This window comes from Terrabacter sp. BE26 (assembly GCF_041941675.1).
In the GTDB taxonomy this organism is placed as follows: domain Bacteria; phylum Actinomycetota; class Actinomycetes; order Actinomycetales; family Dermatophilaceae; genus Terrabacter.
The window spans coordinates 3071257-3095250 of sequence record NZ_CP090122.1; the positions used below are offsets into that span (position 1 = coordinate 3071257).

Consider the following 23994-nt stretch of genomic DNA (forward strand, 5'->3'; position numbering starts at 1 on the left):
CGATCTGCATCGGAGGCCCACGGAACGCGGATGCGAGTGGTGCTGCGGGCCTCAGCGGCGGCGCACGTCGGGCCCGCCGGGACGGTCCTGGTAGAGGTCGTCGACGCCGTCGGCGTCGCCGTAGTCGCCCTCCCGCTCGCCGAGCGAGATCATGGTGCCCCCTGCGGCGTCGGCGCGCCGGCGCAGGTCCTCGGGTGCCAGGGTGCGGGCGAGGTGGTAGGCGCCGATGGCGACGATCGTGCCCAGGGCGATGCCGCCGAGCGTGAAGTTCTGGGTGAACTGCAGCGACACGCCGCCGATGCCGATGATGATGCCCGCGGCGATCGGGACCAGGTTGATGGGGTTGCCGAAGTCGACCCCGTTCTCCTTCCAGATCTTCGCGCCGAGCAGGCCGATCATGCCGTAGAGGACGACCGTGATCCCGCCGAGCACGCCGCCGGGGACCGAGGCGACGAGGGCGCCGAACTTCGGCGAGAGGCCGAAGATGATGGCCACGATCGCAGCCACGTAGTAGGCGGCGGTCGAGTAGACGCGGGTCGCCGCCATGACGCCGATGTTCTCGGCGTACGTCGTCGTCGGCGAGCCACCGACCGAGGAGGCGATGACGGTGCCGATGCCGTCGGCCGCGATGGCCCGGCCCATGTAGGGGTCGAGGTCGGCCTTGGTCATCTCGGCGACGGCCTTGACGTGCCCGGTGTTCTCGGCGATGAGGGCGATGACGGCCGGCAGGACCAGCAGGATCGCGGCGATCGAGAAAGAGGGGGCGTGGATGCCGACCATGGCCTTCCCGTCGGGACCGATGGTCCCGGTCGTCGGCGGCAGGCCGAACCAGGGTTGGGCGGCGACGTTGTCGAAGTTCGTGCGGAAGTGGTCGAACGGCGTCGCGTGGCAGAAGGACTGGGCCGTGTCGGCGCCCGTGCACGCCTTGCCCGCGGCATCGCGCAGGTTCAGCCCGGGCAGGGCCGTGTGGATCATCCCGACGGTCCTGTCCAGCACCCACGAGAGGATGACGCCGAAGATCAGCGCGAGGAACACTGCGATGCGCGAGATGAAGCCCTTGAAGGCCACCGCGCACACGATGACGAAGAGCATGACGAGGACCGCGACCCACTGGTCCTGCGGCCAGTAGATGCCCGCTACGACCGGAGCGAGGTTGAAGCCGATGAGCATGACGACCGCACCCGTGACGACCGGGGGCAGCACCTTGTGCAGCACCGACGAGCCGAGGAAGTGGATGAGAACGCCGACGAGGGCGAGGACGACGCCGGCCACGAGGATCGCGCCGGTGACCTGCTGCGAGGTGCCGCCCTGGGCGCGGATGGCCGCCACGGAGCCGACGAAGGCCGCCGACGTGCCCAGGTAGCTCGGCACCTTGCCGTTGACGATGAGCAGGAAGCAGATCGTCGCGATGCCGCTCATCATGATCGCGAGCTGGGGGTTCAGCCCCATCACCAGGGGGAAGACGAACGTCGCGCCGAACATCGCCACGACGTGCTGCGCTCCCAGGCCGATGGTCTTGCCCCATGACAGCCGCTCGTCGGGGGCGACGACGTCGTCGGGGCCCATCGTCTTGCCGTCGCCGTGCAGTTTCCAGCCCAAGCCCAAAGCCATTCCGACTCCTATGGTTGCCACACCGGGTGATGTGGGTGACGCCCCAAGCCGGGGTTGGCCCGCAAACTACTCCCCGGCGGCCGGACCGCGTTCGTCAAACGCTGATACACGCCGACGCCCGCCGTCTGGCACCTCCTGCCGTATGCCGTCACCCCGCCTCCCCGGGTGTGCTCCGTCGCGAACGTGGACGTTTGCACCCCCTCACCGGGGTGCGATGTTCCACGGTCCTGCGCCCACGGTGCATGTCGCGCTGCAGCGGCGAGGGCTCCCGGCCCAGCCCCGGTCGCGCAGCACCTGTGCCACGTCGTCGGCGAGAGCGCAGCCAGTCGGCACGAGGTCGGTCCAGTAGCAGCGCAGTGTGAGCCGGCCGGACGTCAGGGTGCGCCGGTCTCGCCTGCCGTCGCGCTGCACGTCGGTCCAGGACGAGTGCCCGAGCCGCCCGTCCACCTCGACGACCACGCCGCACGGGTACTCCACGTCGCGCCGCCCGGCCCGGCCCGCCCGCGTCTGCCGACGGCTGTGCGGGAGGCCGTGAGCCCGTTCGACATCACGGACGTACCGCCGCTCTGCCGGGCTCTCGCACCCGTCCGCGACGTCGGCCAGCACTTCGAGGAGCAGGGAGCGGCTTGGTTGCCTGGCTCGCTGGCCCAGCGCCGCACGAAGCCGCTCCGGCGTGGTGAGCTCCAGGCCGATGGCCTTGGCGGCGACCCTGATGGCCCGGTCGGGACCGTGGTCGGCTCCGAGGTCGAGCACCGTGTGCTCGGGCGTCGTGCGATGCGGCCACGCCGTGGGGTGCACCCGGTCCGGCGCCCGTCTGCTCCGGGTGACGACCACGCCGGGGACGTCGCGGACCCGGCGCCCTGCCGGGATGACGACACGGATCGGGTCCGGTTCGTGGCGCAGCAAGCCCCACGCGTGGCCGGCGCTGTCCTGGCACAGCGCGGCCCCAGGCCCTGCATGCAGCAGGGCGGCCACGGCCCGCGCCTCCCAGCCCTCGCGCCCGGGCATCGTCTGGTACACGCCGGGGTGCACGACCGACCACCGACCGCTCGTCAGGCGCCACTCCACGGCCTTGGCCGACAGGCCGCCCGCGAGTGCTTGGCCCCGCGTGAGGAGCCCAGACTGGCCGGCAGCCCGAGCACGCAGCAGTGGATCCATCGAAGGAGCCTGACCGCCCTGCGGGTGGCGCCGCTCCGGCCATCCACAGCCGCCGGATCGTGGTGAGTCACACCCCCTCGGCGGGGTGCGATGTTCCACGGACGCCGCCACCCGGCATACGTGCTCGGGCGGGCGGCGCGGTCAGATGCCGCGCATCTGGTGGATCTTGAGCGCGAGGGCGAGCGTGAGGCGCAGGTCGGGGTCCGTGGTGAAGGGGCCGAGCATCTTCTCGAGCTTGCCGATGCGGTAGCGCAGCGTGTTGTAGTGGAAGAAGAGCAGCCGCGCGGTCTCGGCGACGTTGAGGTTCGTGTCGAGCAGGATGCTGAGGGTCTGGCGGAGCCCGGCGTACTCCGGCGACTCGTCGGTCGCCAGCTCGCGCAGCGACTCGTGGACGAAGCGGCGCAGGTCGGCGCCGTCGGGGATGAGGGCGAGCAGCCGGTAGATCCCGAGGCCGTCGACGTGGGTGAGGGCGCCGTCGCCGTGCATCTGGCGCCCGACCGTCACAGCCGAGAGCGCCTGGTCGTATGCGGCGGGCAGGTCGGCGGCGGACGTGATCGTGCGCGAGACCCCGGCCGAGAACGAGCGCCGACCCCCGCCGCCGTCGCCGCGCACGACCCGGACGTAGTCGCCGACGATGCGCATCACCTGGTCGGTGTCGGCGTCGGCCGGCACGCCGATGAGGGCGACGACCTCGCGGCTGAACCCCATGACGGGGGAGCGGGGGTCGCGCACGGCCACGGCGTGGGTCCAGGCCCGGGCGAAGCGCTGCTGGAGGAAGCGCACCTCGTCGGCGTCGCGGGTCGAGCGGTCGTCGTCCTCGTCGGTCTCGGCCACGACCACGACCATGGGCCGGGCGATGTCCCAGCCGAGCGAGGTGGCGTGGGCCACCGCGTCGACCGGTGAGCCGGCACGGCCGGCCAGGGCGTCGCGGAGGAACTCGGCGCGGTACTTGCTCTCGACGGCCGAGACGGCCTGGTCCTTGGTGATGGCGAGGGCGGCCACGGTGGCGGCGCGTTCGAGCAGCCGCACGTCGTCGACGGTGAGGTGGCGGTGGCTGCAGAAGGCGATGAGCACGCCGTGGTCGAGGTGCCCGGCGACGATGCGGACGGCGGCGCGGTCGGCCGCCGGCCCCTCAGGGCGCGGGCCCATCGGCTCGGTCTCGGTGAGCAGTCGGCCGGTCCGGTCGAAGCAGCCCAGCCGCGCCGCGTGCTCGAGCTCGCGCTCTGAGCCGGCCTGCGCGATGACCCGGCCGTCGGTGGTCGTGACCATGACGGCGCCGTCGAGGAAGCCGACGACCTGCTCGCAGAGGTCGTCGAGGGAGCCGCCGGCGAGGACGATCTGCACGAGCGCCCGGTCGGCGTCCTCGAGCCGGCGCAGCACCGCGGTCTGGTGCTCGAGGATCGCGCTCAGCACCTCGGTCGTGAAGGTCGCGATGTGGTCCAGCGGGATGTCGATCACCGGGAGCGCGGTCGACCGACCGACCTCGACGAGCTCGTCCAGGGCGGGACCGGTGAGCCCCGAGACGACCAGCCCGGACGCGCCCGCGCGTTCCAGTGTGGTGACGACCTCGGCGCCCCAGCCGGGGACTCCGCTCTGCTCGACGAGCGCCGCGGCGTCGGCGAGGACGAGGCGGTGGCGCAAGCTCTCGCCGGCCGCCGCGGCGCGCAGCGCGGACCGCAGCGGCGTCGTGCTGTCGACGCTCGTGTCCAGCCGCGGCGCGTCCGCGTGGACCAGCCCGTGCGCCGTGGCGGCCAGTCCGGCGATGAGCCGCAGGGAGATCCCCGACGCGTCGGGCTGCGTGCCTGCGACGTCCGGCGCCTCGACTGGCAACTCACTGTGCGAGGGAGCCAGATCGTTGGCAACTTTCACCATGAGCGCACCCTATCCACGGTCGGTAGCGTCGCGGCAGCGTCCGCGCCGGGCGGTTCGCGACCCGACCTGGAGCGGGAGGTGAGCGTGGGCACCAACGCGGGCCTCGACCGGGTGCGGCTGCCTGCCGCCGTGTCGCCGCTGGTGGCCGCAGAGCTGACCGGGTCCCCTCAGCGGCGACGGGTGCTCGCGGCGTTCCCGTCGTGCCTCTATGTCGAGCTCGGCGCGCACGAACGGGTCCTCGCCGTGCTCGCCTCCGACGCCGTGCTCCTGCCCATCGGCGTGCGCGTGGCCGTCCCGTCGTCCGAGCTGCACTGGGGCATCGAGCCGGGCGCCGACATCGTCGTGGGGGAGGGGCGCGTATGCCTGCCGCGGGTCGACGTCGTCGCCACCCGGCCGCTGCGCCCGGGCCGCGTGCTTCCTACGGCAGTGGGTGGCGGCGCGGCCGTTCCCCTGCCCGACGCGGGCGTCCTGGGCGACCTCGCGCACGCCCTGACCGCCGCGGCGCTCGCCGGACGCTCGGTGGAGCCCGACGTGCGGGGTCTGGTCGGCGCCGGCCGCGGGCTGACTCCCAGCGGCGACGACGCCCTCTGCGGGGTGCTGCTGTCGCTGTCCGCCGTCGAGTCGCCGGACGCTCGCCGCGCCCTCGCCTCCGTGCGGACCGTCGTCCGGAGCGTGCTGCCGCGCACGACGAGCCTGTCGGCGGCCCTCCTCGTCGCCGCGGCGGACGGGTATGCCGTCCCGGACGTCGCGCGCCTTGTCACCCTTCTCGTCGGGTCCGGGTCTACCGCGCCCGACCTCGTCGAGCGGGTCCTCGCGATCGGGCACACCTCCGGCCGTGACCTGCTGGCCGGGGTGAGCGGCGCCCTGCGTGCCGTCCACGACCACGCATCCACCAGCCAGGAAGGGGCCCGCCGTGCCTGACCACGTCGAGCTGAGGACCGGCGCCTACTACGACTCGGTGACCCTCATGCAGGTCTCGCGAGCCGTCGCCGCGACGCCCGGTGTCCAGGCCGCGCAGGTGGCGATGGCGACCGAGCTCAACCTCGACGTGCTGCGCGGCATGGGCTTCGAGGTGCCACCGTCGGCGCCGAACGACCTCGTCGTCGCGATCCGCGGCGACGAGTCGGCCATCGCCGCCGGCCTGGGCGCCCTCGAGGCGGCCCTGGTCGGGAGTCGTTCTGCTGCAACGGGTTCCGCTGGGCTGGGCGCGGCTCCACCGCCGCACACGCTGGGCAGGGCCATCCGGCTCTCGGGCGCCGACCTCGCCCTGGTGTCCGTGCCGGGCGAGCACGCGGTGGCCGAGGCCCTCGACGCCGTGCGCGCGGGCATCTCGGTCATGGTCTTCTCCGACAACGTCCCGGTCGAGGACGAGGTGCGCCTCAAGGACGCGGCGGCGGCCGCCGGGGTCCTCGTCATGGGTCCGGACTGCGGCACCGCGGTCATCGGGGGAGTGGGGCTCGGCTTCGCCAACGTCGTGCGCCCCGGACCGGTCGGCCTCGTCGCCGCCTCTGGGACCGGCGCCCAGCAGGTGATGTGCCTGCTCGACACGGCCGGCGTGGGCATCAGCCACTGCCTCGGCGTCGGCGGGCGGGACCTGTCGTCAGCCGTGGCCGGCCGCTCGACCAAGCAGGCGCTCGCCGCCCTCGCGGCCGATCCTGCCACCGAGACCATCGTCGTCGTCTCCAAGCCGCCCGCTCCCGAGGTGCTCGCCGACCTGGAGGCGTATGCCGCCACGCTGGGCAAGCCGGTCCACTGGGCGACGCTCGGGCCGGGTCGCCCCGACCTCACGGCGGCTGTCGAGGACGTGCTCTTCGCCACCGGGCACCCGGTGCCGGAGCGGTGGCGGACGTGGCGACCGGGCGTCTCCGACGACGAGTGGTCGGAGCTCACGCCTGAGGCGAGGAGGGCTGCGGTTCAAGGCAGTTCGCTGCGCGGCCTCTTCTGCGGCGGCACCCTCGCCGACGAGGCGATGCTCATCACGGCCGAGCACCTCGGCGACATCCGCTCGAACATCCCGTTGCGCCCCGACCTGGCCCTCGGCCCGGACCTGCGCGACCCGGGTCACGTCGTCATCGACTTCGGCGACGACGCCCTGACGCGTGGTCGGGCGCATCCGATGATCGACCCGTCGCTTCGCCTCGAGCGCATCACCGTCGAGGCCGCCGATCCGACGTGCGGCGTGCTCCTGCTCGATCTCGTCCTCGGCCACGGCGCCCACCCCGACCCGGCGCCCGAGCTGTCCGACGCCGTCCGCGCGGCTCGCGCGACCGCGTCGGCCGAGGGTCGTCACCTCGATGTGGTCGTGTCGCTGAACGGGACCGAGGGTGACCCCCAGGGCCTTCAACGAAGCACCGGCCACCTCGTCCAGGCGGGCGCCGTCGTCATACTGTCGAACGCGGCGGCCACGCGCGAGGCGCTGCGCCTGCTCGGCCACGACACGAACGCCCAGGCGTCGGGTGGAGCTGCCTACTCGACGGAGGAGTGGCCCCTCTCGACAGCTCACGAGGAGCGCGCGCCGGATCGCGGGACGGCCGGGACGGCATACGCAATCGGGGCAGGCGAGCGCGCCGCCCTCGGCACCGAGCCGCTCCACGGACTCCTCTCCGCCGAGGTGTCCGTCGCGGCGGCGGGGGTCTCGCTCCTCGCCGACTCCCTTCGGGCACAGGCGGTCTCGGTGACCGAGGCGGCGTGGCAGCCCCCGCTGCCGGGCACCGCCACCGACCTCAGGCGCGTGCTCGCCGACCCCCAGCGCGACACAGCGAACGCGGAGGCCCTGCGCCGGATGACCGCTGCCGGCGCCGACCTCGTCGACGTCCGTCCGGCGAGCGAGGCCCTGGGCCTCGAGCGCGGCACGTTCCTGCACGCCGGCCCACCGATCACCTTCGACCGCGCGTCCGGACCGCTGCGCGGTGCGCTCGTCGGCGCGATGCTCCTCGAGGGCCTCGCCGACACGGCGGAGCAGGCGGAGGAAAGGCTCGCGAAGGGCGACGGGATCACGCTCGAGCCGTGCCACCACCGCGACGCGGTCGGCCCGATGGCCGGCGTGGTGAGCCCGTCGATGTGGGTCTACGAGCTGCGCGACGAGGTACACGACCACACGTCGTGGTGCTCGCTCAACGAGGGACTCGGCAAGGTGCTGCGCTACGGCGCGTACGGTCCGGAGGTCATCGACCGGCTGCGGTGGATGAACGCCGTGCTGGGCCCGATCCTCCAGCAGGCCGTCCGCGCCCGCGCCGACCAGCAGGGGCCGATCGACATCAAGGCGATCATCGCCCAGATGCTCCAGATGGGCGACGAGGGCCACAACCGCAACCGCGCCGGCTCGCTCATGCTCCTGCGCGAGCTGCTCCCGACGATGATCACGGCCGACGCGTCGTCGACCGACATCGCCGAGGCGGTGCGTTTCTCGGGCGCCAACGAGCACTTCTTCCTCAACCTCGGTATGCCGGCCTGCAAGCTGAGCACGCTTGCCGCCCATGGCATCCCGGGATCGAGCGTCGTGACCACCATGGCGCGCAACGGGACCGACTTCGGCATCCGCGTGTCCGGCACGGGGGATGCGTGGTTCACCGGGCCGGCGAACACGCCCGAGGGCCTCTTCCTCGGTTCCTACGGGCCCGACGATGCCAACCCCGACATCGGCGACTCGGCGATCACCGAGACCGGCGGCATCGGGGGGTTCGCCATGGCCGCGGCCCCCGCCATCGTCCGCTTCGTCGGCGGCGACGTGCCGTTCGCGCTACGGGCCACCCAGACGATGTACGAGATCACGGTCGGTGAGCACACGGCCTACCAGGTGCCGATCCTCGAGTTCCGTGGCACGCCGACCGGCATCGACGTCACCGCGGTGGCGCGGACCGGCATCCTGCCCCAGATCAACACCGGCATGGCGGGTCGGGTCGCCGGGACGGGCCAGGTCGGTGCCGGCCTCGTCACCCCGCCGGCCGAGTGCTTCACCCAGGCCCTGGCGGCGCTGGCGGGAGCCGTGCAGGAAGGCTGACCCCGGCGCCCAGACCCATTCAGGACCTATTTGTCCGTTTTGCCGCAAAGGGCCCCTCTGGCTGGCTACTGTCCCGATCGGGATCACGAGCCGATCTGGAGGAGCACAGGACATGTTGCGTCTCAAGGTGGCGGCCTTTGCCGCATGCGCGCTGGCGGTGCTCGGGCTGACGCAGCCGCCCATGTCGGCGCGGGAGGCGGCGCCCGCGCCCATCCGTCACGACTTCCACGACGCCGCTCTCGGGGCGTTCACCCCCTCGACGTCCAGCACTGCCGTGGCGGCGGTGACTGCGTTGGGCTCCAGCAAGGACTACACCCTCATGTTCCCCGCCGCGTTCGGCGCCCCGTACGGACGGTGGGACCCGTGCAAGCCGATCTACTGGAAGGTCAACCCTCGCTGGGCCCCCAAGGGCGGCGTCACGGATCTCAAGGCTGCCATCGCCAGAGTGCATGCCGCCACCGGCCTGACGTTCGTCTACGAGGGCACCACGACACTCGTGCCGGGCACCGCTGCCTATGACGAGGTGGACACCAGCGGACAGATCATCATCGCGTGGGCGCCCGACGGCTACAGCACACTCATCCCGAAGGCGCCGCGGGGCTCCTACGGTCCCATGGGCGTGGGCGGCGGCACCGTCTACATCCGTTCCGGGGTCGACGGCAGGCAGTATGCGGTCATCGACAGTGCCTATGTGCTGCTGTCCACCAGCTTCTCGACTCTCGCCGGAGGCTTCGGCTTGGGCAACAGGTACGGGTGGCAGGGCACCCGGGGCATGCTGGACATGCACGAGCTCGGACATGCCATCGGTCTGCAGCACGCTCAGGGCAGGTCGGAGATCATGTATCCGTACGCTCAACGCATGCTCGCCAACTGGGGCGCCGGTGACCTCAACGGCTTGCGCCTTCTCGGCAGGGCACCTGGCTGCATCCCCGAGCTGACCGACTGACCGACTGACCGACTGACCAGCTGAGGAGCCCTGGGGCCGGCTGAAGGGCCGGATGAAGGTGTCGGACCTCGCCGGGGGCCTCTGACCGGAAGGCCGGGAAGGTCCAGCCTGCAACCAGTTGCTCGTCGGCGCCCGCCCAGCGACCCCGCCTAGCCTCGAAGCCATGGACGGGACCCAGGAGGCGAACGGGACCTCGAGACGCTCCGTGCTGGCCGGTGCCGGCGCGCTGCTGCTCGGGGCCTGCACCAGCGGCAACCCCGGAGCCGGCGTCACCGCGGGGCGCCCGGACGCCCCGACCGGCGATGCAGCCGCCACGCCGGGCGCCTCCACCACGGGCCCGCCCTCCGGCGGCCCGGGCTGGGTGCGCGCCGAGAACGCCCGGCCGGGCACCACCGCCTGGCGGATCGACAAGGCGCACCAGGCCCCGGAGGCCGAGCTCGCCGGCTACCCCAGCACGGTCAGCGTCCTGCCGGGGGAGTCGTTCGGCCTGCACCTCAGCTCCGCCCTGGGCGCCGTGACCGTCCGGGCCTACCGGCTCGGGCACTACGCCGGGACCGGCGCTCGCGAGGTCTGGGCCTCGCGCGCCGTGCCGGCGACGAGGCAGCCGGCCCCCACCAAGGACGCCCTCAACACCGTCCGCTGCGCCTGGCCCGAGACGCTCCGCATCGACACGTCCGGGTGGCCCGAGGGCAGCTACCTGCTCCGGCTCGAGGCCGGCGGGCGCGCGCGCTACGTCCCGATCGTCGTGCGGTCGCGCACCACGGCCGGACGCCTCGTGATGGTGTCCGCGGTGGCCTGCCACCAGGCCTACAACCAGTGGGGCGGCTACTCGCTGTACAAGGGACCCGACCAGAGCTTCGGCACGAGGGCCCACGCCGTCTCCTTCGACCGTCCCTACGACAAGAACGGCGCCCCCCTCGTCCTGACCTACGAGCAGGGCCCGATCTTCACGGCGGAGAGCGTTCACAGTCCCGACCTCGACCTGGCCTACGTCACCTCCTGGGACCTGCACCGCGAGCCCGCCCTGCTCGCCGGAGCCCGCGGCGTCGTCTCGCCCGGCCACGACGAGTACTGGACCCTGCCGATGCGCCGGCACGTCGAGGCCGCCCGCGACGCCGGCACCAACCTCGCGTTCCTCGGCGCCAACGCCCTCTACTGGCGGGCGCGCCTGTCGGGCGACGGCCGGCTGCTCACCTGCTACAAGGATGCGACCCTGGACCCGGTGCACCCGAGCCCCGAGACCACGGCCCAGTGGCGCCAGGGCCCCCACCCCGACCCGGAGAACTCCCTCACCGGCATGCTCTACGAGGCCTTCCCGGCCGAGGCCGACCTCACCGTGCACGACCCCAGCTTCTTCCTCCTCCGAGGCACCGGCGCGCGCCAGGGGCAGAGGTATGCCGGCCTCGTCGCCGTCGAGGTCGACCGCGCCTACCCGGTGGCGGGCACTCCGGCGAACCTCCAGGTCGTCGCACACTCCCCGGTGCCGCAGCAGAACAAGCCCGATACGCACTCGGACATGACCTACTACTCCACGCCGAGCGGCGCGGGTGTCTTCGCCGTCGGCACCATGGCGTGGGCCTCCGCGCTGCGCGGAGCCCACGCCCGCCCGCGCATCGACGAGCGCGCGGCCGCCTTCGCGCGCAAGGTCACCGCCAACCTCTTCACGGCCATGGCGCAGGGCCCGATGGGCCGCGCGCACCCGGCCCGCGGCAACCTCCGGACCATCGACGCCCCGACCAGCACGGCCACCGGCACAGGCGGCCCCGTCGCCCACGCCTGAGCCCGGGGGGCGAAGCGCCCGAAAATGAGTGGGTCGCCACGCTTCCCGACGCCTAGGGTGGTCGGGCCATGCGAGACTTCCCACCCCCTGTCCGGGCTTTCACCGACCGCGGCGCCGAGGCGCCCGACACCCGCTCGCCGCGGGCCTTTCTGCTGTGGATGGTGCGACAGAACGGCAGCCTGTTCTGGGCGGGCCTACTTGTCGCCCTGGTCTGGATGGTGCCGCAGACCGTGGGCCCCTGGATGGTGGGCCGCGCGATCGACACGGGCATCGTCACGGGCGACACTGCCACGACGACGCGCTGGCTGCTCGCCATCGCGGTCGTCACGGTCTTCGGAGCTGTCAGCGGCGTCCTCTTCCACACCGTCATCGTGCGCGAGTGGCTCATCGCCCTCTACGGCACGACGATGCTCGTCACCCGCAAGGCCCTCCAGCTCGGGCACGTCCTGACCCGGCGCACCCCCACGGGTGAGGTCCTCTCGGTCTCGGGCAGCGACGGCGACCAGTTCGGCGCGCTGATGGAGATCACGACGCGCGCCATCTCGCAGCTCGCCGCCTACCTCGTCGTGGCCGGCATCGTGCTCAGCACGTCGGTGCGCATGGGCGTACTCGTGCTCGTCTCCGCGCCGCTGCTCGTCGTGCTCGGCGCGCCGCTGCTGCGACCGATGCAGCGCTGGCAGGGGGTCGAGCGCTCCCGCAACTCGGAGCTGACCTCGATGGCGACCGACATCGTCGGCGGCCTGCGCATCCTGCGCGGCATCGGCGGCGAGGACACCTTCGGCGGCAACTACGCCACGCAGTCGCAGAAGGTGCGCCAGTCCGGCGTCGCCGCCGGCCGCTGGCTCGCCGCGGTCGAGTCCGTCGGGGTCCTGCTCTCCGGCGGCTTCGTCGTGGCCCTGATGTGGCTCGGCACGCGCGAGGTCGCCCAGGGCCGCCTGACCGTCGGCCAGCTCGTCAGCTTCCTCGGCTACGGCCTCTTCCTCATCCAGCCGATGCGCACCTTCGTCGAGTTCGCCCAGAAGTGGACGCGCTCGGTCGTCTCGGCCCGCAAGGCGATCGCCGTGCTCGAGCAGCGCCCGCCGTGGGTGCACCCCGAGGACCCGGCCCCGCTCGACCCCACCGCCGAGATCGTCGACGAGCAGTCCGGGGCCACGATCCGCCCGGGCGTGCTCACCATGGTCGTCTCGGCCGTGCCCGACGACTCGGCGGCGCTCGCCGACCGCCTCGGCCGCTACCTGCCGGGCGGCGACGGCACGCTCGTCAGCGACGAGATCCCCGAGGACCTCAAGGGCCGGGCGGCCAAGCGCGAGAGGGCCGCCCGCGCCAAGGCCCGGGAGGAGCAGGCCCGCCGCGACGACGAGCGCGCCCGCCGGCCGTGGGGCGTCACCGTCGGCGGCGTCGACCTCTCGCGGGTGGAGCTCGACGAGGTACGCCGTCGCATCCTCGTGAGCGACAACGCCCCCCAGGTGTTCGCCGGGACCCTGCGCTCGGCCGTCGACCCGCTCGGGCGGCTGAGCCGCGCCGACGCCGAGAAGGCGCTCTACACCGCCGCCGCCGACGACGTCTTCGACGCGCTGCCCGGCGGCTGGCAGGGCGAGCTCGAGGAGCGCGGCCGCGGGCTCTCCGGCGGCCAGCGCCAACGGCTCGTGCTCATGCGCGCGCTCGCCGCCGACCCCGACGTGCTCGTCCTCGTCGAGCCCACCTCGGCCGTCGACGCCCACACCGAGGCCCGCATCGCCGCCCGCCTCGCCGAGCACCGGAGCGGCCGCACGACGGTCGTCATGACCGCGTCACCGCTGCTGCTGCACCACGCCGACGAGATCATCCTGCTCGAGGGTGGTGTCGCGACCGCCCACGGACGGCACGCCGACCTGCTGGCCGAGTCGCCGGCATACCGCTCGGTCGTCGTCCGCGGCGCCGACGCGGACGCCTCCGTCCTCTCCCACCTCGCCGAGGAGTCCTGATGACCCCCGCCGACAGCAGCGTCGCGATGACGTATGCCGTCACGACGACCTCTCCGTTGACTTCCGAGCTGGCGGCCGAGTCGGAGCGCACCTGGGACGCCGTCAGCCACGTGCCGCCGGTGCCCGAGGAGCTGCGCCCGCCGCGCGACGCGTCGATCGCCCAGCGGCTCCGGGCGCTGCGCCGCCGTCACCTGCTGCGCGAGCGGCGCGCCCAGGAGTTCGTCGCCGACACGATGAACGCCCGCAAGGGCCTGCCGATCGCCGACAACCGCAGCGTGATCCGCTTTCTCGGCGGTCTGCTCAGGCAGCACCGGCTGCTCGTCATCGCCGTGGTCGCCGCGAACGCCCTCGCGGCGACGGCGGGCCTGCTCGTGCCCCGGCTGCTCGGCGAGCTCGTCGACTCCACGGTCGCCGACGTGCAGGCCGGCCGGGTCGACGCGGCGCTGGCCGGAGCCAACTCGGCGGCGCTCGTCGTCGCCGGGCTCGTCGTCCTGCAGAGCGCGTTCACCCTCGCCGCGAAGATCACCTCGGCCGTGCTCGGCCAGGGCGTCCTCGCCACCGCCCGCGAGTACGTCGTCCGCGCGATCCTGCGCCTGCCGCTCTCGCGCGTCGAGAGCGCCGGCTCCGGCGACCTCGTCACCCGCGTGACCCGCGACGTCGGCACGATGAGCGAGAGCGTGCGCTGGGCGCTGCCCGAGTCGATCGTCGCGAGCATCACCGTCGCGCTGACGCTCGTCGCGATGGTCAGCAACTCCGTCATCCTGTCGGCGCCCTCCATCGTGCTCATGACGCTGGCGCTCGTGCAGGTCCGCCGCTACCTCAAGCGCGCCTCCAAGGGCTACCTCACCGAGGGCGGCACGTACTCGCGGATCAACACCACCCTCACCGAGACGGTCGAGGGCGCCCGCACCGTCGAGGCGCTCGGGCTCGCGCGTCGCCGTCTCCAGCGCGGCGACGACGACATCGCGGTCTCGGGCCAGGCCGAGCGCTACACGATGACGCTGCGCAACCTGCTCTTCGCCGTCATGGACGTCGCCTTCGCCACCCCGCGGGTGCTCGTCCTGCTGCTCGGGTCCATCGGGTATGCCGAGGGCTGGGCCACACTCGGACAGATCACGACCGCGATCCTCTACACCGAGGCCCTCTGGGGCCCGTTCGACATGCTCGTGTCCACGGTCGACCGCGTGCAGGTCGGGATCGCCTCGACCACGCGTCTGCTCGGGATCGCCACGGTGCCGCCGGACCGGCAGGCCGGGAGGGACGTGCCGGTCGGGTCCGAGCTGGTGGGCACCGACCTGCGCTACGCCTACCGCGCCGACCACGACGTGCTGCACGGCATCGACCTCGACCTGGCCACGGGGGAGCGGCTGGCGATCGTCGGGCCGAGCGGCTCGGGCAAGTCGACGCTCGGCCGGCTCCTGTCGGGCATCCACGGCCCACGCACCGGGTCGGTCACGGTCGGCGGCGTCGAGCTGACCTCGCTGCCGCTCGACACCCTGCGCACCGAGGTCGCCCTCGTCACCCAGGAGCACCACGTCTTCATCGGCTCGGTGCGCGACAACGTCGTCCTGGCGCGCGAGGGGTCGAGCGACGAGCAGGTCCGCGCAGCGCTGCGGGCCGTCGACGCCCTGGACTGGGTCGAGCGGCTCCCCGAGAGCCTCGACACGAAGCTGGGCTCGGGCCACCACGCGCTGACCCCGGGACGGGCGCAGCAGATCGCGCTCGCCCGGCTCATCCTCGCCGACCCGCACACGATCGTGCTCGACGAGGCGACCTCGCTCATCGACCCGCGCACCGCCCGGCACCTCGAGGGCTCGATGAACGCGCTGCTGACCGGCCGCACCGTCGTGGCCATCGCGCACCGGCTGCACACCGCGCACGACGCCGACCGCATCGCCGTGGTCATCGACGGCCGGGTCGCCGAGCTCGGCAGCCACGACGAGCTCGTCGAGCGAGACGGGGAGTATGCCGCCCTCTGGCGTGCCTGGACCTCCTGACTCGACGGTTCTAAGCGACAAACCCACTCGGCGCCCTCGGCTCGCTCGGAGACGCGAACGGTGCACCGGGCCGTCCGGTAGGTGCCCTCACGGCCGCGAGCGCTGGGGGTTCTCCCCTCCAAAAGGTGGTACGCGACTTTCGAAATGACCCATATATCCGTATTCCGGAGATTTAGCGCATGCCCGTCATTAGGGTCCATCCAGATGCGTTCCAGCCGATACGGACGCGCCCTCAAAGATCAGATGGAGTGTGCACGAGTGAAACGAAGTGTCGCGGTCGCCCTGACGGCCGGTCTGCTGGTGGTCGGTGTTCCCGTCGCCGGTGCGGATGCGGCCAGCGCCAGCCGGGTGACTGCCGGACTGTCGGCGCCGGCCACGACCGTCCGCGCCGCGGACTATGTCATCGGCAGCGTGACAGGCGGGGCACGTACGGTGGACTTGCAGCGGCTGGGACGCACCTGGACCACGGTCAAGGCCGTGACCAGTGATCGGTACGGGCACTACCGGATTCCCGTGTCCACCGCGGCCGCCGGAACGTTCTTGTACCGGGTCTACGTGCCCGCTCGCCGCGCCTACACGCCCGTCTCGTCCGGTGTGCTGAGGCTCACCGTCCGGAACGCGAGCATTGTCTCGGCAGCGGTGGGGCGCGACCGAGACGACGGCTACCCCAACGCCATCATTGGTAGCGTCTCCGGCGGGAGCCGTCCGATGACCCTGCAACGGTTGTCGGGCGCACACTGGGTGAACGTGGGGACCGCCCGCAGCGACAGCATGGGCATGTCCTACTTCCCGGTGTCCCGTGCCAGCTACGGCACCTACACCTACCGGATCCTCGCTCCTACGTACGGGTACTGGGCGGGCGCTGTCAGCAAGGCCGTAGCGATGAACATCGCAGTGCCCACCCAGGTGACGGGCGTCTTGTCGTCCACCACCGCCCAGCCTGGTCAGGTCGTCACCTTGTCTGGTGTTGTGACTTCTGCCTACCCAGGCTCACGGAGGGTGCAGCTGCAGAGCTACGGCAGCGACACCGTCCTCGCGACGACGACCGTGACGGTCGGCGGTAGGTACACCTTCAAGGTGCGTACCGGTGCCGTTGGCCTCTGGTCGTATGTTGTGTCAGTCCCGGGCGTGACCTACGGCATGCCAGGGGCCGCTGTGCAGGATCTCACCGTCAGCGTGAACACGCTGCCGGTCAGCGCCAACGGACCGTTCACCCTCTCTGGCGACCTCACATCGGGGGTCGTTGCGACTGCTTTGAACGGCAGCCACGCCACGAACGTGTACCGGTGGATGACCGGCAAAGGCGTCCCCAGTGGCGTCTACGGCCTCCCGGTGTTCGCATCGACGGGCGTGGCCGCGCTCGGCGGCCGCAGTCTTCAGACTTCCACCGCGACCGGCTCGCCCCACCTTTGGATGACGGCCCCGAACGCAGGCACCACGTACGTGCCGGTTGCGTTCACCCGCAACGGAAGGTTCCTGCAGTACACCACCAACGTCCCCGACCCAGGATTCCCGGAGACCATCGTTCCCACCGCGGTGTCCGTTCTGGACTTGGCCACGGGCAAGTCGACCGTGGTGGAGACTGGCACCCCGTCAGCCCCGGCGGTCGCTGGTGTGGTCTCCGAGGACGGCGGCCAATTCGCCTACCAGCTTGGTGATTCGTGGTCGGACCCGACGATCCGCGTCGTCACAGCGGCCACGGGCGCAACCGCTGCTGCAGACATCACCGGTCTGACGGGGCCAGCAGGGCTGAAGTTCACTCCAGCCGGCAGGCTGACCGTTGCCGGCATCGCCGTCGACCCGGCGACCGGAGGTTACAGCGAGAACACCTGCGTGTTTGCCCTGTCCACGGCTCCGGGCGTGAAGCCATCTCAGCTGTTCTGCGAGCACGACGGAAATCTCGGCAACAGCCTGGACTTCAGCCCGGACGGCACCAAGATGCTTTGGGTGGATGACCCAGGCAACGATGTCACTGCGGCCATCGGAACCGTTTGGCTCGCCGACGCCGACGGCACCAACTCACGCGCCCTCACCCGGGTCACGTTGCCGCCGAGAGCAAGGCTGAACAACGCGGAGTTCGTGGGCCCGAACTACGTCGCGGTCGGGGTCATCTCCGAGGGCCCAGGATCCAACCCGGTCCCGGTCGCCAACCTCCTCGACCTCGGCGGCCGCAAGCTCGCCGAGATCCCCGGTGCGCCCCCGATGTGGATCAGCAGCCTGTCCTGACACCGATGCCGCGACGCGGGTCGCGTGCCGTGCGTCGACACGGCCGCGACCCGCCAAGCGCTCCCCAGTGGGAAAGCAGGCACTCGACGGGCGCAGGCCCGCGTGTGAAGGTGTGCACATGAGCACTGACACGGGCGGAGAGCAGGGGCGCACGGCATACGTCATCGTCGGGGGAGGGCTGGCGGCCGCGAAGGCGGTCGAGGGCATCCGCGAGAGCGACCAGACCGGCTCGATCCTCCTTGTCGCACAGGAGGACCGGCTGCCCTACGAGCGGCCGCCGCTGTCCAAGGGCGTGCTCCTGGGCGACGACGAGATGGACACGGCGTTCACGCACGACCGCGACTGGTACGCCGAGCAGCACGTCGAGCTGCGTCTGGGCACGCCCGCGACCTCGCTCGACACCGAGCAGCACGAGCTCACCCTCGACGGCGGCGAGGTCGTCCGCTACGAGAAGCTCCTCATCGCAACGGGATCCACGCCTCGCGCGCTCGACGTGCCCGGTGCCGACCTCGACGGTGTGCTCTACCTCCGGGAGATGCAGGAGTCCGAGGCGCTCAAGGCGCGGCTGACCGACGGCGCGCGCGTCGTGCTCATCGGCGCCGGCTGGATCGGGCTCGAGGTCGCGGCGGCCGCGCGCCACCACGGCAGCTCGGCCACGATCATCGAGCCGCAGGCCGCGCCGCTCCTCGGCGTCATGGGCGAGGAGGTGGGCGGCTGGTTCGCCGAGCTGCATCGCGGGCACGGCGTCGAGCTGCGACTCGGCGAGGGTGTCGAGCGCATCGAGGGTGACGGCCGGGTGACCGGCGTCGTGACGAAGTCCGGCGACACGGTGCCGGCCGACGTCGTCGTGGTCGGGGTCGGCATCACGCCGAACACCGGCCTGGCCGAGGGCGCCGGCATCGAGACCGGCAACGGCATCGTCACCGACCCGGGCTTGCGCACCTCGGCAGAGGGGGTCTGGGCCGCGGGCGATGTCGCGAACTGGCGCAGCACGACCCTCGACACCAACGTGCGGGTGGAGCATTGGGCCAACGCCCAGGACGGCGGGCTCGCGGCCGGCCGCTCGATGGCCGGCCAGGACGTCACCTACGACCCCATCCCGTTCTTCTTCTCCGACCAGTACGACATCGGGCTCGAGTACGCCGGCTACGTCCCGCGGGGCACCGACGCGCAGGTCGTCCTGCGCGGGAAGCCGTCGAGCAACGAGTTCATGGCCTTCTGGGTCGTGCCCGAGGGCGAGGGCGTACGCGTGCTGGCCGGGATGCACGTCAACGTCTGGGACACGATCGACGACGTCCAGCGCCTGGTGCGCGAGCACACCGTCGTCGACCCCGCGCGGCTGGGCGACCCGGGCGTTCCGCTCGGCGAGCTGGCCGGCTCCTCCTCCTGAGGCTGCCTGTGTGCCCGGGTCCACGGCCAGCGGCAGCACCGACTCGTCCGTTTTGCTCCCGCGGCCTCGTGGTGCTGCCTAACCTGTGGCCGTGGACGAGCAGGCTCGGTGGATCCGCATCGCGGCAGAGATCCTCAACGCGCCCCTGCCCTCGATCGCCCACGAGGTGCTCGTCGAGGGACTCATGCGCCAGACGCACGCCGACCTGGCCACCCGCATCGGCCTGACCCCGCAGGAGCCCGAGACGCTCCGCATCAGTGTCGAGGCCCGCGAGGAGGTGCCCCCGCGCGAGCACTGGCCGGTGGCGCGGCAGGCCCGGGCGCACCCGCTCTCGCAGTACTACGGCACCACGCACGACCGGGCGCCGGTGCGGCTGACCGACCTGCTCGCCGCCGGGTGGGGCCTGGACGACGACGCGCGGGAGGCCGCGGAGGCGCTCGGCATCACCGAGCACCAGCTGACCCTGCCGTGCCGTCCGGGCGGCAGCGACTTCGACGGCTGGGTCGTGCTCAACCAGGACGGCTTCACCGATGACGACCTGTCCGCGCTCACCGCCCTGCAGCCACTACTCGTCGGGCTCGACCGCCACGTCGCGATGTTCGCCGAGATCGCGGCGCTGCGGGAGGGACCGGCCCCCGATGCGGTGACGCTGACGCCTCGGGAGAGCGTCGTGCTGCGGCTGATGGCGAGCGGCTCGACCGCGGAGGGCATCGCCGCGCGCCTCGCCATCTCACCCCGCACGGTGCACAAGCACCAGGAGCACCTCTACCGCAAGCTCCGCGCGTCCGACCGGCTCTCGGCCGTGCTCGCGGCACAGCGGCTCGGCCTGCTGCCCGTGGGCCCGCTCAACCGCTAGGGCACCCGAGGGCGGGATGAGGGCGCGCGGCCCCACCAACCGCGCGCCCTGCCTCCCATCCGGTCCCGGGCTGTCCGCCGCACAGAGTCCCTGTGCAGATTCCCTGTGCAGCCCCCAGATCGACCCCCACCGGCTTGTGCTCGGCCATACACCGCTCTTGCGGCGGTCCCGTCGTTGTCGGGACCAGTCACAGTCTCGTGATCGAGCGCGCGCCGGGAAATACGCAGACCTACGTATGCCGTCCGCCTCCTCGCGGGGTGGGGCCGCGGAAGCGTGCGTGGCAGGATGGGCGCCGTGACGGCACAGATCCTCGACGGCAAGGCCACCCTCAAGGCGATCAAGGCGGAGCTGACCGAGCGGGTCGCCCGGCTGCGGGAGCAGGGCGTCGTCCCCGGCCTCGGCACCGTGCTGGTCGGCGACGACCCGGGCAGCCACTGGTACGTCAACGCCAAGCACAAGGACTGCGCCGAGATCGGCATCACGAGCATCCGCCGCGACCTGCCGGCCACGGCCACGCAGGCCGAGGTCGAGGCGGTCATCGACGAGCTCAACGCCGACCCGGAGTGCACCGGCTTCCTCGTGCAGCAGCCGACCGGCCTCGACGAGATGGCGCTGCTGTCACGGGTCGACCCGGCCAAGGACGTCGACGGCCTGCACCCGATGAACCTCGGCTGGCTCGTCCTCGGCAAGAAGGCGCCGCTGCCGTGCACCCCGATGGGGTGCATCGAGCTGTTGCGCCGCTACGGCGTGCAGATCGCCGGCGCCAAGGTCGTCGTGATCGGCCGCGGTCTGACCGTCGGTCGACCGCTGGGCCTGATCCTGACCCGCAAGAGCGAGAACGCCACGGTCACGCTGTGCCACACCGGCACGAAGGACCTTGCCGCAGAGGTGCGCCAGGCCGACATCGTCATCGCGGCGGCCGGCGTGCCGGGCATCGTCACGAAGGAGATGGTCAAGCCCGGTGCCGCCGTCCTCGACGTCGGCGTCAGCCGGGTCGACGGCAAGATCGCCGGCGACGTCGCACCCGACGTGGCCGAGGTCGCCGGCTGGGTCAGCCCCAACCCCGGTGGTGTGGGCCCGATGACGCGAGCCCTGCTGCTGACCAACATCGTGGAGGCGGCCGAGGCCGCGCTCGCGGCCCAGACGGCCGGTGCTCCCGGCGCGTCCGGCGCCTGAGCTGCTCCGATGCAGTGGCGGGGTAGCGGCTTCGTCGTCCTGAGCTGGTGGTACCTCGTCGCCGGTCTCGCGGCCGTCGGGGTGCTCGTCATGGGCTTCGCCGACGTGCGGTGGGGCGGCCGGATCATGGCCGCCGCCTTCCTCGTCGGCGCGGTCATCCGGCTCGTGGCACGGCCCTCGCGCAAGGCCGGCGGGCTCAACGTGCGATCCCGGACGCTCGACGTCGTGATCCTGCTCGCGCTCGGGGTCGGGGTGCTCGTCGCGTCGGCCACCGTGAATCTGCATGCCGACGTCGGCCGGACGCCGGTGGGCCGCACCTCCCGCTGAGGAGCCCCGGCACCCAACGGGGCCACACGGCATACGGCCCCGCTCGGCATACGAGAGGGCGCCGCCCACCCGGAGGTGGACGGCGCCCTTCGACGTCGGACGTCTCAGGTCAGGCGGCTCAGATGAGGCCGAGCCCCTTGACGGCGTCGCGCTCCTCGGCGAGCTCGGCGACCGACTTGTCGATCCGGCCGCGGGAGAAGTCGTCGATGTCGAGACCCTGAACGATGCTCCACTGGCCGTCCTTGACGGTGACGGGGAAGGAGGAGATGAGCCCCTCCTCGACGCCGTAGGAGCCGTCGGAGCGTACCGCCATGGAGACCCAGTCACCGTCGGCCGTGCCCTGCACCCAGGTGCGAGCGTGGTCGATCGTGGCGGAGGCGGCCGACGCCGCCGAGCTCGCGCCGCGGGCCTCGATGATGGCGGCGCCGCGCTTGGCGACGGTCGGGATGAAGGTGTTCTCGAGCCAGTCCTGGTCGCCCACGGCCTCGGCGGCGTTCTTGCCACCGACCTCGGCGTGGAAGAGGTCGGGGTACTGCGTCGCGGAGTGGTTGCCCCAGATCGTCATCTTCTTGATCTCGGTGACCGGCACGCCGAGCTTGGCGGCGAGCTGGCTGATCGCGCGGTTGTGGTCCAGGCGCGTCAGGGCGGAGAAGCGCTCGGTCGGGATGTCGGGGGCGTTGCTCATCGCGATGAGGGCGTTGGTGTTGGCCGGGTTGCCGGTGACGGTGATCTTGATGTCGTCGGCCGCGACCTCGTTGAGGGCCTTGCCCTGCGGGGCGAAGATGCCGCCGTTGGCCTCGAGCAGGTCGCCGCGCTCCATGCCCGGGCCGCGCGGGCGGGCGCCGACGAGCAGGGCGAGGTTGACGCCGTCGAAGACCTTGTTGGCGTCGTCGCCGATCTCGACACCGGCGAGCGTCGGGAAGGCGCAGTCGTCGAGCTCCATGACGACACCCTCGAGCGCCTTGAGCGCGGGGGTGATCTCGAGCAGCCGCAGCTCCACCGGGGTGTCCGGTCCGAGCAGGGCACCGCTCGCGATGCGGAACAGGAGGCTGTAGCCGATCTGGCCGGCGGCGCCGGTGACGGCGACCTTGACGGGGGTTGTGCTCACAGGAAAGCCCTTCACATCGATGGGTCGCGGAATGCTCCCGACGCTACCAGTGCGGTTGTGATGTGCTGGACCGGCTGTCAGGGTGCATCACGGGCTGCTCAGACGGTCAGGGCGAGGGAGCCGAGGGCGATGAGCCAGCTGACGAAGCTGCCGACGAGGAAGTACTCGGTGACGTCGTCGATGCCGGCGGGGCCGCCGTTGTAGGTGCCGGCTGCCGCGGGGTCGGCGCTGCGGGCGGCGGCCTGGATCTCGGGGAAGCGGAGCAGGCCCTTGGCGGCGATGACGAGCCCCGCGGCGCCGAACTCGCCGGCCAGGCCGAGGCCGAGGATGACGAGGCGCTCCATGGGGCCGAGCAGGCGGCCGCCCTTGAGGCGGTCGGCGGGCTGGGCGCTGCTCGGTGGTGGGGACTGGCCGGCGGCAACGGCTGCGGCTGCCGCTGCGGCGTTGGCGTTGGTGACATCGGAGGGCCGCAGCGCGCCGATGGTCAGCAGGACGAGCCGCACGATGACGTTGGCCGTGGCGAGGTTGAAGAGCACCAGGCCCATGAGCAGCAGCACGTGGGCGGCGTCCCGAGGCGCACGCCCCGGGAGGTCGGCCCAGCGGAGCCAGGTCGCGAGCGGACCGTCGGGGTGGGAGGCGGCGCCCGAGAAGCCGAGGAGGCCGACGACGAGCACGGCGAAGACGGCGAGCGGAGCCAGCGCGCGGCGACCGGTCATCTGGGTCTTGCGGGAGAGCTCGGCCCACGCCGCCCCCGCGGCCGCGGCCAGCAGGAGGGCGACCCAGTCGGCCCAGGTGCGCATCCCGGCGAGCAGGCCCAGGACGAGGATGACGGCTGGCGTCACGACGTGGCCGACCACGCGGCTCGGCGGCCTGCCGCTCGACCGGACGAGGTCGCCGACCCCGAGGCCGGTGAGGGCGATCGCGAGCCAGGTCACGGGAGGTCCCCAAGCGTGGCCATCGCCTCGAGGGCGACGCCGATGCCGTCGCGCCGCACGCGCTGCGAGACCGCGGACGGGCTGATGCCGACCCGTTCGGCGACGTCGTGCTGGGCCAGGCCGTGCATCAGTCCTCCGAGGATCTCGCGTGAGGTGGTCGACATGGAGCCAACCATGAAGTCCAGACAGTCCAGGGCAGCCTGCACCGCCGCGAGCATGGCGGGCGGCTCGTCGGGGGAGACGTATGCCGTCCGCGAGGTCCGCGTCTGCGCGCGCTGCGCCTTGGCCTCCGCGATCTCGATGGCCTCGCGCGCAGCCCAGTAGGCCGGACCGTCGTGGATGCCGCGGGCGGGGTCGAGCGTGGTGACGTCTCCGCGGCCGAGCCCGAAGCGGACGTCGGCGAGCGGGTGCAGCTCGTCGCGGACGATGAAGCTGGCTCGCAGCGCCGCGCCGAGGGTGGGGTAGACACCCTGGAACTCATCGCCCACAGTGATGACGGCGGGATCCTGGGCCGGCACCTCGGTGTTGGCGCGGCTGACCGCCGCCTGGAAGCGGTCGTGCAGGGCCTGGCGGTTCCGGTGCGTGCGGGACTCGACGATGTCCCCGATGAGCGCCACCGCTGAAGCCTTGACCTTCAGATCCGCCATG

At 72.3% G+C, this 23994-nt stretch carries 17 protein-coding genes; 11 read left to right on the forward strand and 6 right to left on the reverse strand.

Annotation, left to right across the window (positions count from 1 at the left end; translation table 11 throughout):
• Positions 1 to 51: 51 nt before the first annotated feature.
• The 3 genes from LQK93_RS14140 to LQK93_RS14150 all read right to left on the reverse strand — a co-directional run bounded on the left by LQK93_RS14140 (position 52) and on the right by LQK93_RS14150 (position 4641).
• Entirely contained in the window at positions 52 to 1611 is a 1560-nt protein-coding gene (locus LQK93_RS14140) for a uracil-xanthine permease family protein (protein ID WP_374968415.1), read from the reverse strand.
• Positions 1612 to 1812: 201 nt separating this feature from the next.
• Positions 1813 to 2769 carry a type IV toxin-antitoxin system AbiEi family antitoxin domain-containing protein gene (locus LQK93_RS14145; RefSeq protein WP_374968416.1) on the reverse strand — a complete coding sequence of 319 codons (957 nt, stop codon included), beginning with the start codon at positions 2767 to 2769 and terminating at the stop codon, positions 1813 to 1815.
• Between the two features lie 141 nt (positions 2770 to 2910).
• The gene (locus tag LQK93_RS14150) at positions 2911 to 4641 is read right to left on the reverse strand and encodes a helix-turn-helix domain-containing protein (RefSeq protein ID WP_374968417.1); all 1731 of its coding nucleotides are present in this window, start codon (positions 4639 to 4641) and stop codon (positions 2911 to 2913) included.
• A gap of 78 nt (positions 4642 to 4719) precedes the next feature.
• On the opposite strand from LQK93_RS14150, the gene LQK93_RS14155 reads away from it, so the two are divergent.
• The 11 genes from LQK93_RS14155 (at position 4720) to LQK93_RS14205 (ending at position 21303) form a co-directional block, all read left to right on the forward strand.
• Entirely contained in the window at positions 4720 to 5562 is an 843-nt protein-coding gene (locus LQK93_RS14155; RefSeq protein ID WP_374968418.1) for a DUF2877 domain-containing protein, read from the forward strand.
• Positions 5555 to 8641, forward strand: a complete 3087-nt coding sequence (locus LQK93_RS14160; RefSeq protein WP_374968419.1) for a DUF1116 domain-containing protein — start codon at positions 5555 to 5557, stop codon at positions 8639 to 8641. Before LQK93_RS14155 ends, LQK93_RS14160 begins: the two co-directional genes overlap by 8 nt.
• A gap of 112 nt (positions 8642 to 8753) precedes the next feature.
• On the forward strand, positions 8754 to 9587 hold the full coding sequence (locus tag LQK93_RS14165) for a matrixin family metalloprotease (RefSeq protein WP_374968420.1): 834 nt from the start codon (positions 8754 to 8756) through the stop codon (positions 9585 to 9587).
• A gap of 163 nt (positions 9588 to 9750) precedes the next feature.
• Positions 9751 to 11367: a N,N-dimethylformamidase beta subunit family domain-containing protein gene (locus tag LQK93_RS14170; RefSeq protein ID WP_374968421.1), complete on the forward strand. Its 1617-nt coding sequence runs from the start codon at positions 9751 to 9753 to the stop codon at positions 11365 to 11367.
• Between the two features lie 68 nt (positions 11368 to 11435).
• Entirely contained in the window at positions 11436 to 13331 is a 1896-nt protein-coding gene (locus LQK93_RS14175) for an ABC transporter ATP-binding protein (protein ID WP_374968422.1), read from the forward strand.
• On the forward strand, positions 13331 to 15328 hold the full coding sequence (locus tag LQK93_RS14180) for an ABC transporter ATP-binding protein (protein ID WP_374968423.1): 1998 nt from the start codon (positions 13331 to 13333) through the stop codon (positions 15326 to 15328). Before LQK93_RS14175 ends, LQK93_RS14180 begins: the two co-directional genes overlap by 1 nt.
• Before the next feature lie 258 nt (positions 15329 to 15586).
• Positions 15587 to 17554 (forward strand): hypothetical protein, encoded by a 1968-nt coding sequence (locus LQK93_RS14185; RefSeq protein ID WP_374968424.1) that lies wholly within the window; start codon positions 15587 to 15589, stop codon positions 17552 to 17554.
• Positions 17555 to 17672: 118 nt separating this feature from the next.
• Positions 17673 to 18944 carry an NAD(P)/FAD-dependent oxidoreductase gene (locus tag LQK93_RS14190; protein ID WP_374968425.1) on the forward strand — a complete coding sequence of 424 codons (1272 nt, stop codon included), beginning with the start codon at positions 17673 to 17675 and terminating at the stop codon, positions 18942 to 18944.
• Positions 18945 to 19035: 91 nt separating this feature from the next.
• Complete coding sequence (locus tag LQK93_RS14195) at positions 19036 to 19800, forward strand: response regulator transcription factor (RefSeq protein WP_374968426.1); 765 nt, start codon at positions 19036 to 19038, stop codon at positions 19798 to 19800.
• Between the two features lie 294 nt (positions 19801 to 20094).
• Positions 20095 to 20976 (forward strand): bifunctional methylenetetrahydrofolate dehydrogenase/methenyltetrahydrofolate cyclohydrolase, encoded by an 882-nt coding sequence (locus LQK93_RS14200; RefSeq protein ID WP_374968427.1) that lies wholly within the window; start codon positions 20095 to 20097, stop codon positions 20974 to 20976.
• 9 nt (positions 20977 to 20985) lie between these two features.
• Positions 20986 to 21303: a DUF3017 domain-containing protein gene (locus tag LQK93_RS14205; RefSeq protein ID WP_374968428.1), complete on the forward strand. Its 318-nt coding sequence runs from the start codon at positions 20986 to 20988 to the stop codon at positions 21301 to 21303.
• Between the two features lie 118 nt (positions 21304 to 21421).
• Here LQK93_RS14205 and LQK93_RS14210 read toward each other — a convergent pair whose 3' ends face one another.
• From LQK93_RS14210 to LQK93_RS14220, 3 genes are all read right to left on the reverse strand, one after another.
• Positions 21422 to 22411 (reverse strand): malate dehydrogenase, encoded by a 990-nt coding sequence (locus LQK93_RS14210; RefSeq protein WP_374968429.1) that lies wholly within the window; start codon positions 22409 to 22411, stop codon positions 21422 to 21424.
• A 98-nt stretch (positions 22412 to 22509) separates the two neighbouring features.
• On the reverse strand, positions 22510 to 23346 hold the full coding sequence (locus tag LQK93_RS14215; RefSeq protein WP_374968430.1) for a hypothetical protein: 837 nt from the start codon (positions 23344 to 23346) through the stop codon (positions 22510 to 22512).
• Entirely contained in the window at positions 23343 to 23993 is a 651-nt protein-coding gene (locus LQK93_RS14220) for a SatD family protein (RefSeq protein WP_374968431.1), read from the reverse strand. The genes LQK93_RS14215 and LQK93_RS14220 overlap by 4 nt, the downstream gene beginning before the upstream one ends.
• Between the last annotated feature and the right edge of the window lies 1 nt (position 23994).

What these genes read in the sequence shown, in the direction of transcription:
- LQK93_RS14140 (WP_374968415.1), bottom strand. Translation starts at nt 1,611, where the DNA reads ATGGCTTTGGGCTTGGGCTGGAAACTGCACGGCGACGGCAAGACGATG.
- LQK93_RS14145 (WP_374968416.1), bottom strand. Translation starts at nt 2,769, where the DNA reads ATGGATCCACTGCTGCGTGCTCGGGCTGCCGGCCAGTCTGGGCTCCTC.
- LQK93_RS14150 (WP_374968417.1), bottom strand. Translation starts at nt 4,641, where the DNA reads ATGGTGAAAGTTGCCAACGATCTGGCTCCCTCGCACAGTGAGTTGCCA.
- LQK93_RS14165 (WP_374968420.1), top strand. Translation starts at nt 8,754, where the DNA reads ATGTTGCGTCTCAAGGTGGCGGCCTTTGCCGCATGCGCGCTGGCGGTG.
- LQK93_RS14170 (WP_374968421.1), top strand. Translation starts at nt 9,751, where the DNA reads ATGGACGGGACCCAGGAGGCGAACGGGACCTCGAGACGCTCCGTGCTG.
- LQK93_RS14175 (WP_374968422.1), top strand. Translation starts at nt 11,436, where the DNA reads ATGCGAGACTTCCCACCCCCTGTCCGGGCTTTCACCGACCGCGGCGCC.
- LQK93_RS14180 (WP_374968423.1), top strand. Translation starts at nt 13,331, where the DNA reads ATGACCCCCGCCGACAGCAGCGTCGCGATGACGTATGCCGTCACGACG.
- LQK93_RS14190 (WP_374968425.1), top strand. Translation starts at nt 17,673, where the DNA reads ATGAGCACTGACACGGGCGGAGAGCAGGGGCGCACGGCATACGTCATC.
- LQK93_RS14205 (WP_374968428.1), top strand. Translation starts at nt 20,986, where the DNA reads ATGCAGTGGCGGGGTAGCGGCTTCGTCGTCCTGAGCTGGTGGTACCTC.
- LQK93_RS14220 (WP_374968431.1), bottom strand. Translation starts at nt 23,993, where the DNA reads ATGGCGGATCTGAAGGTCAAGGCTTCAGCGGTGGCGCTCATCGGGGAC.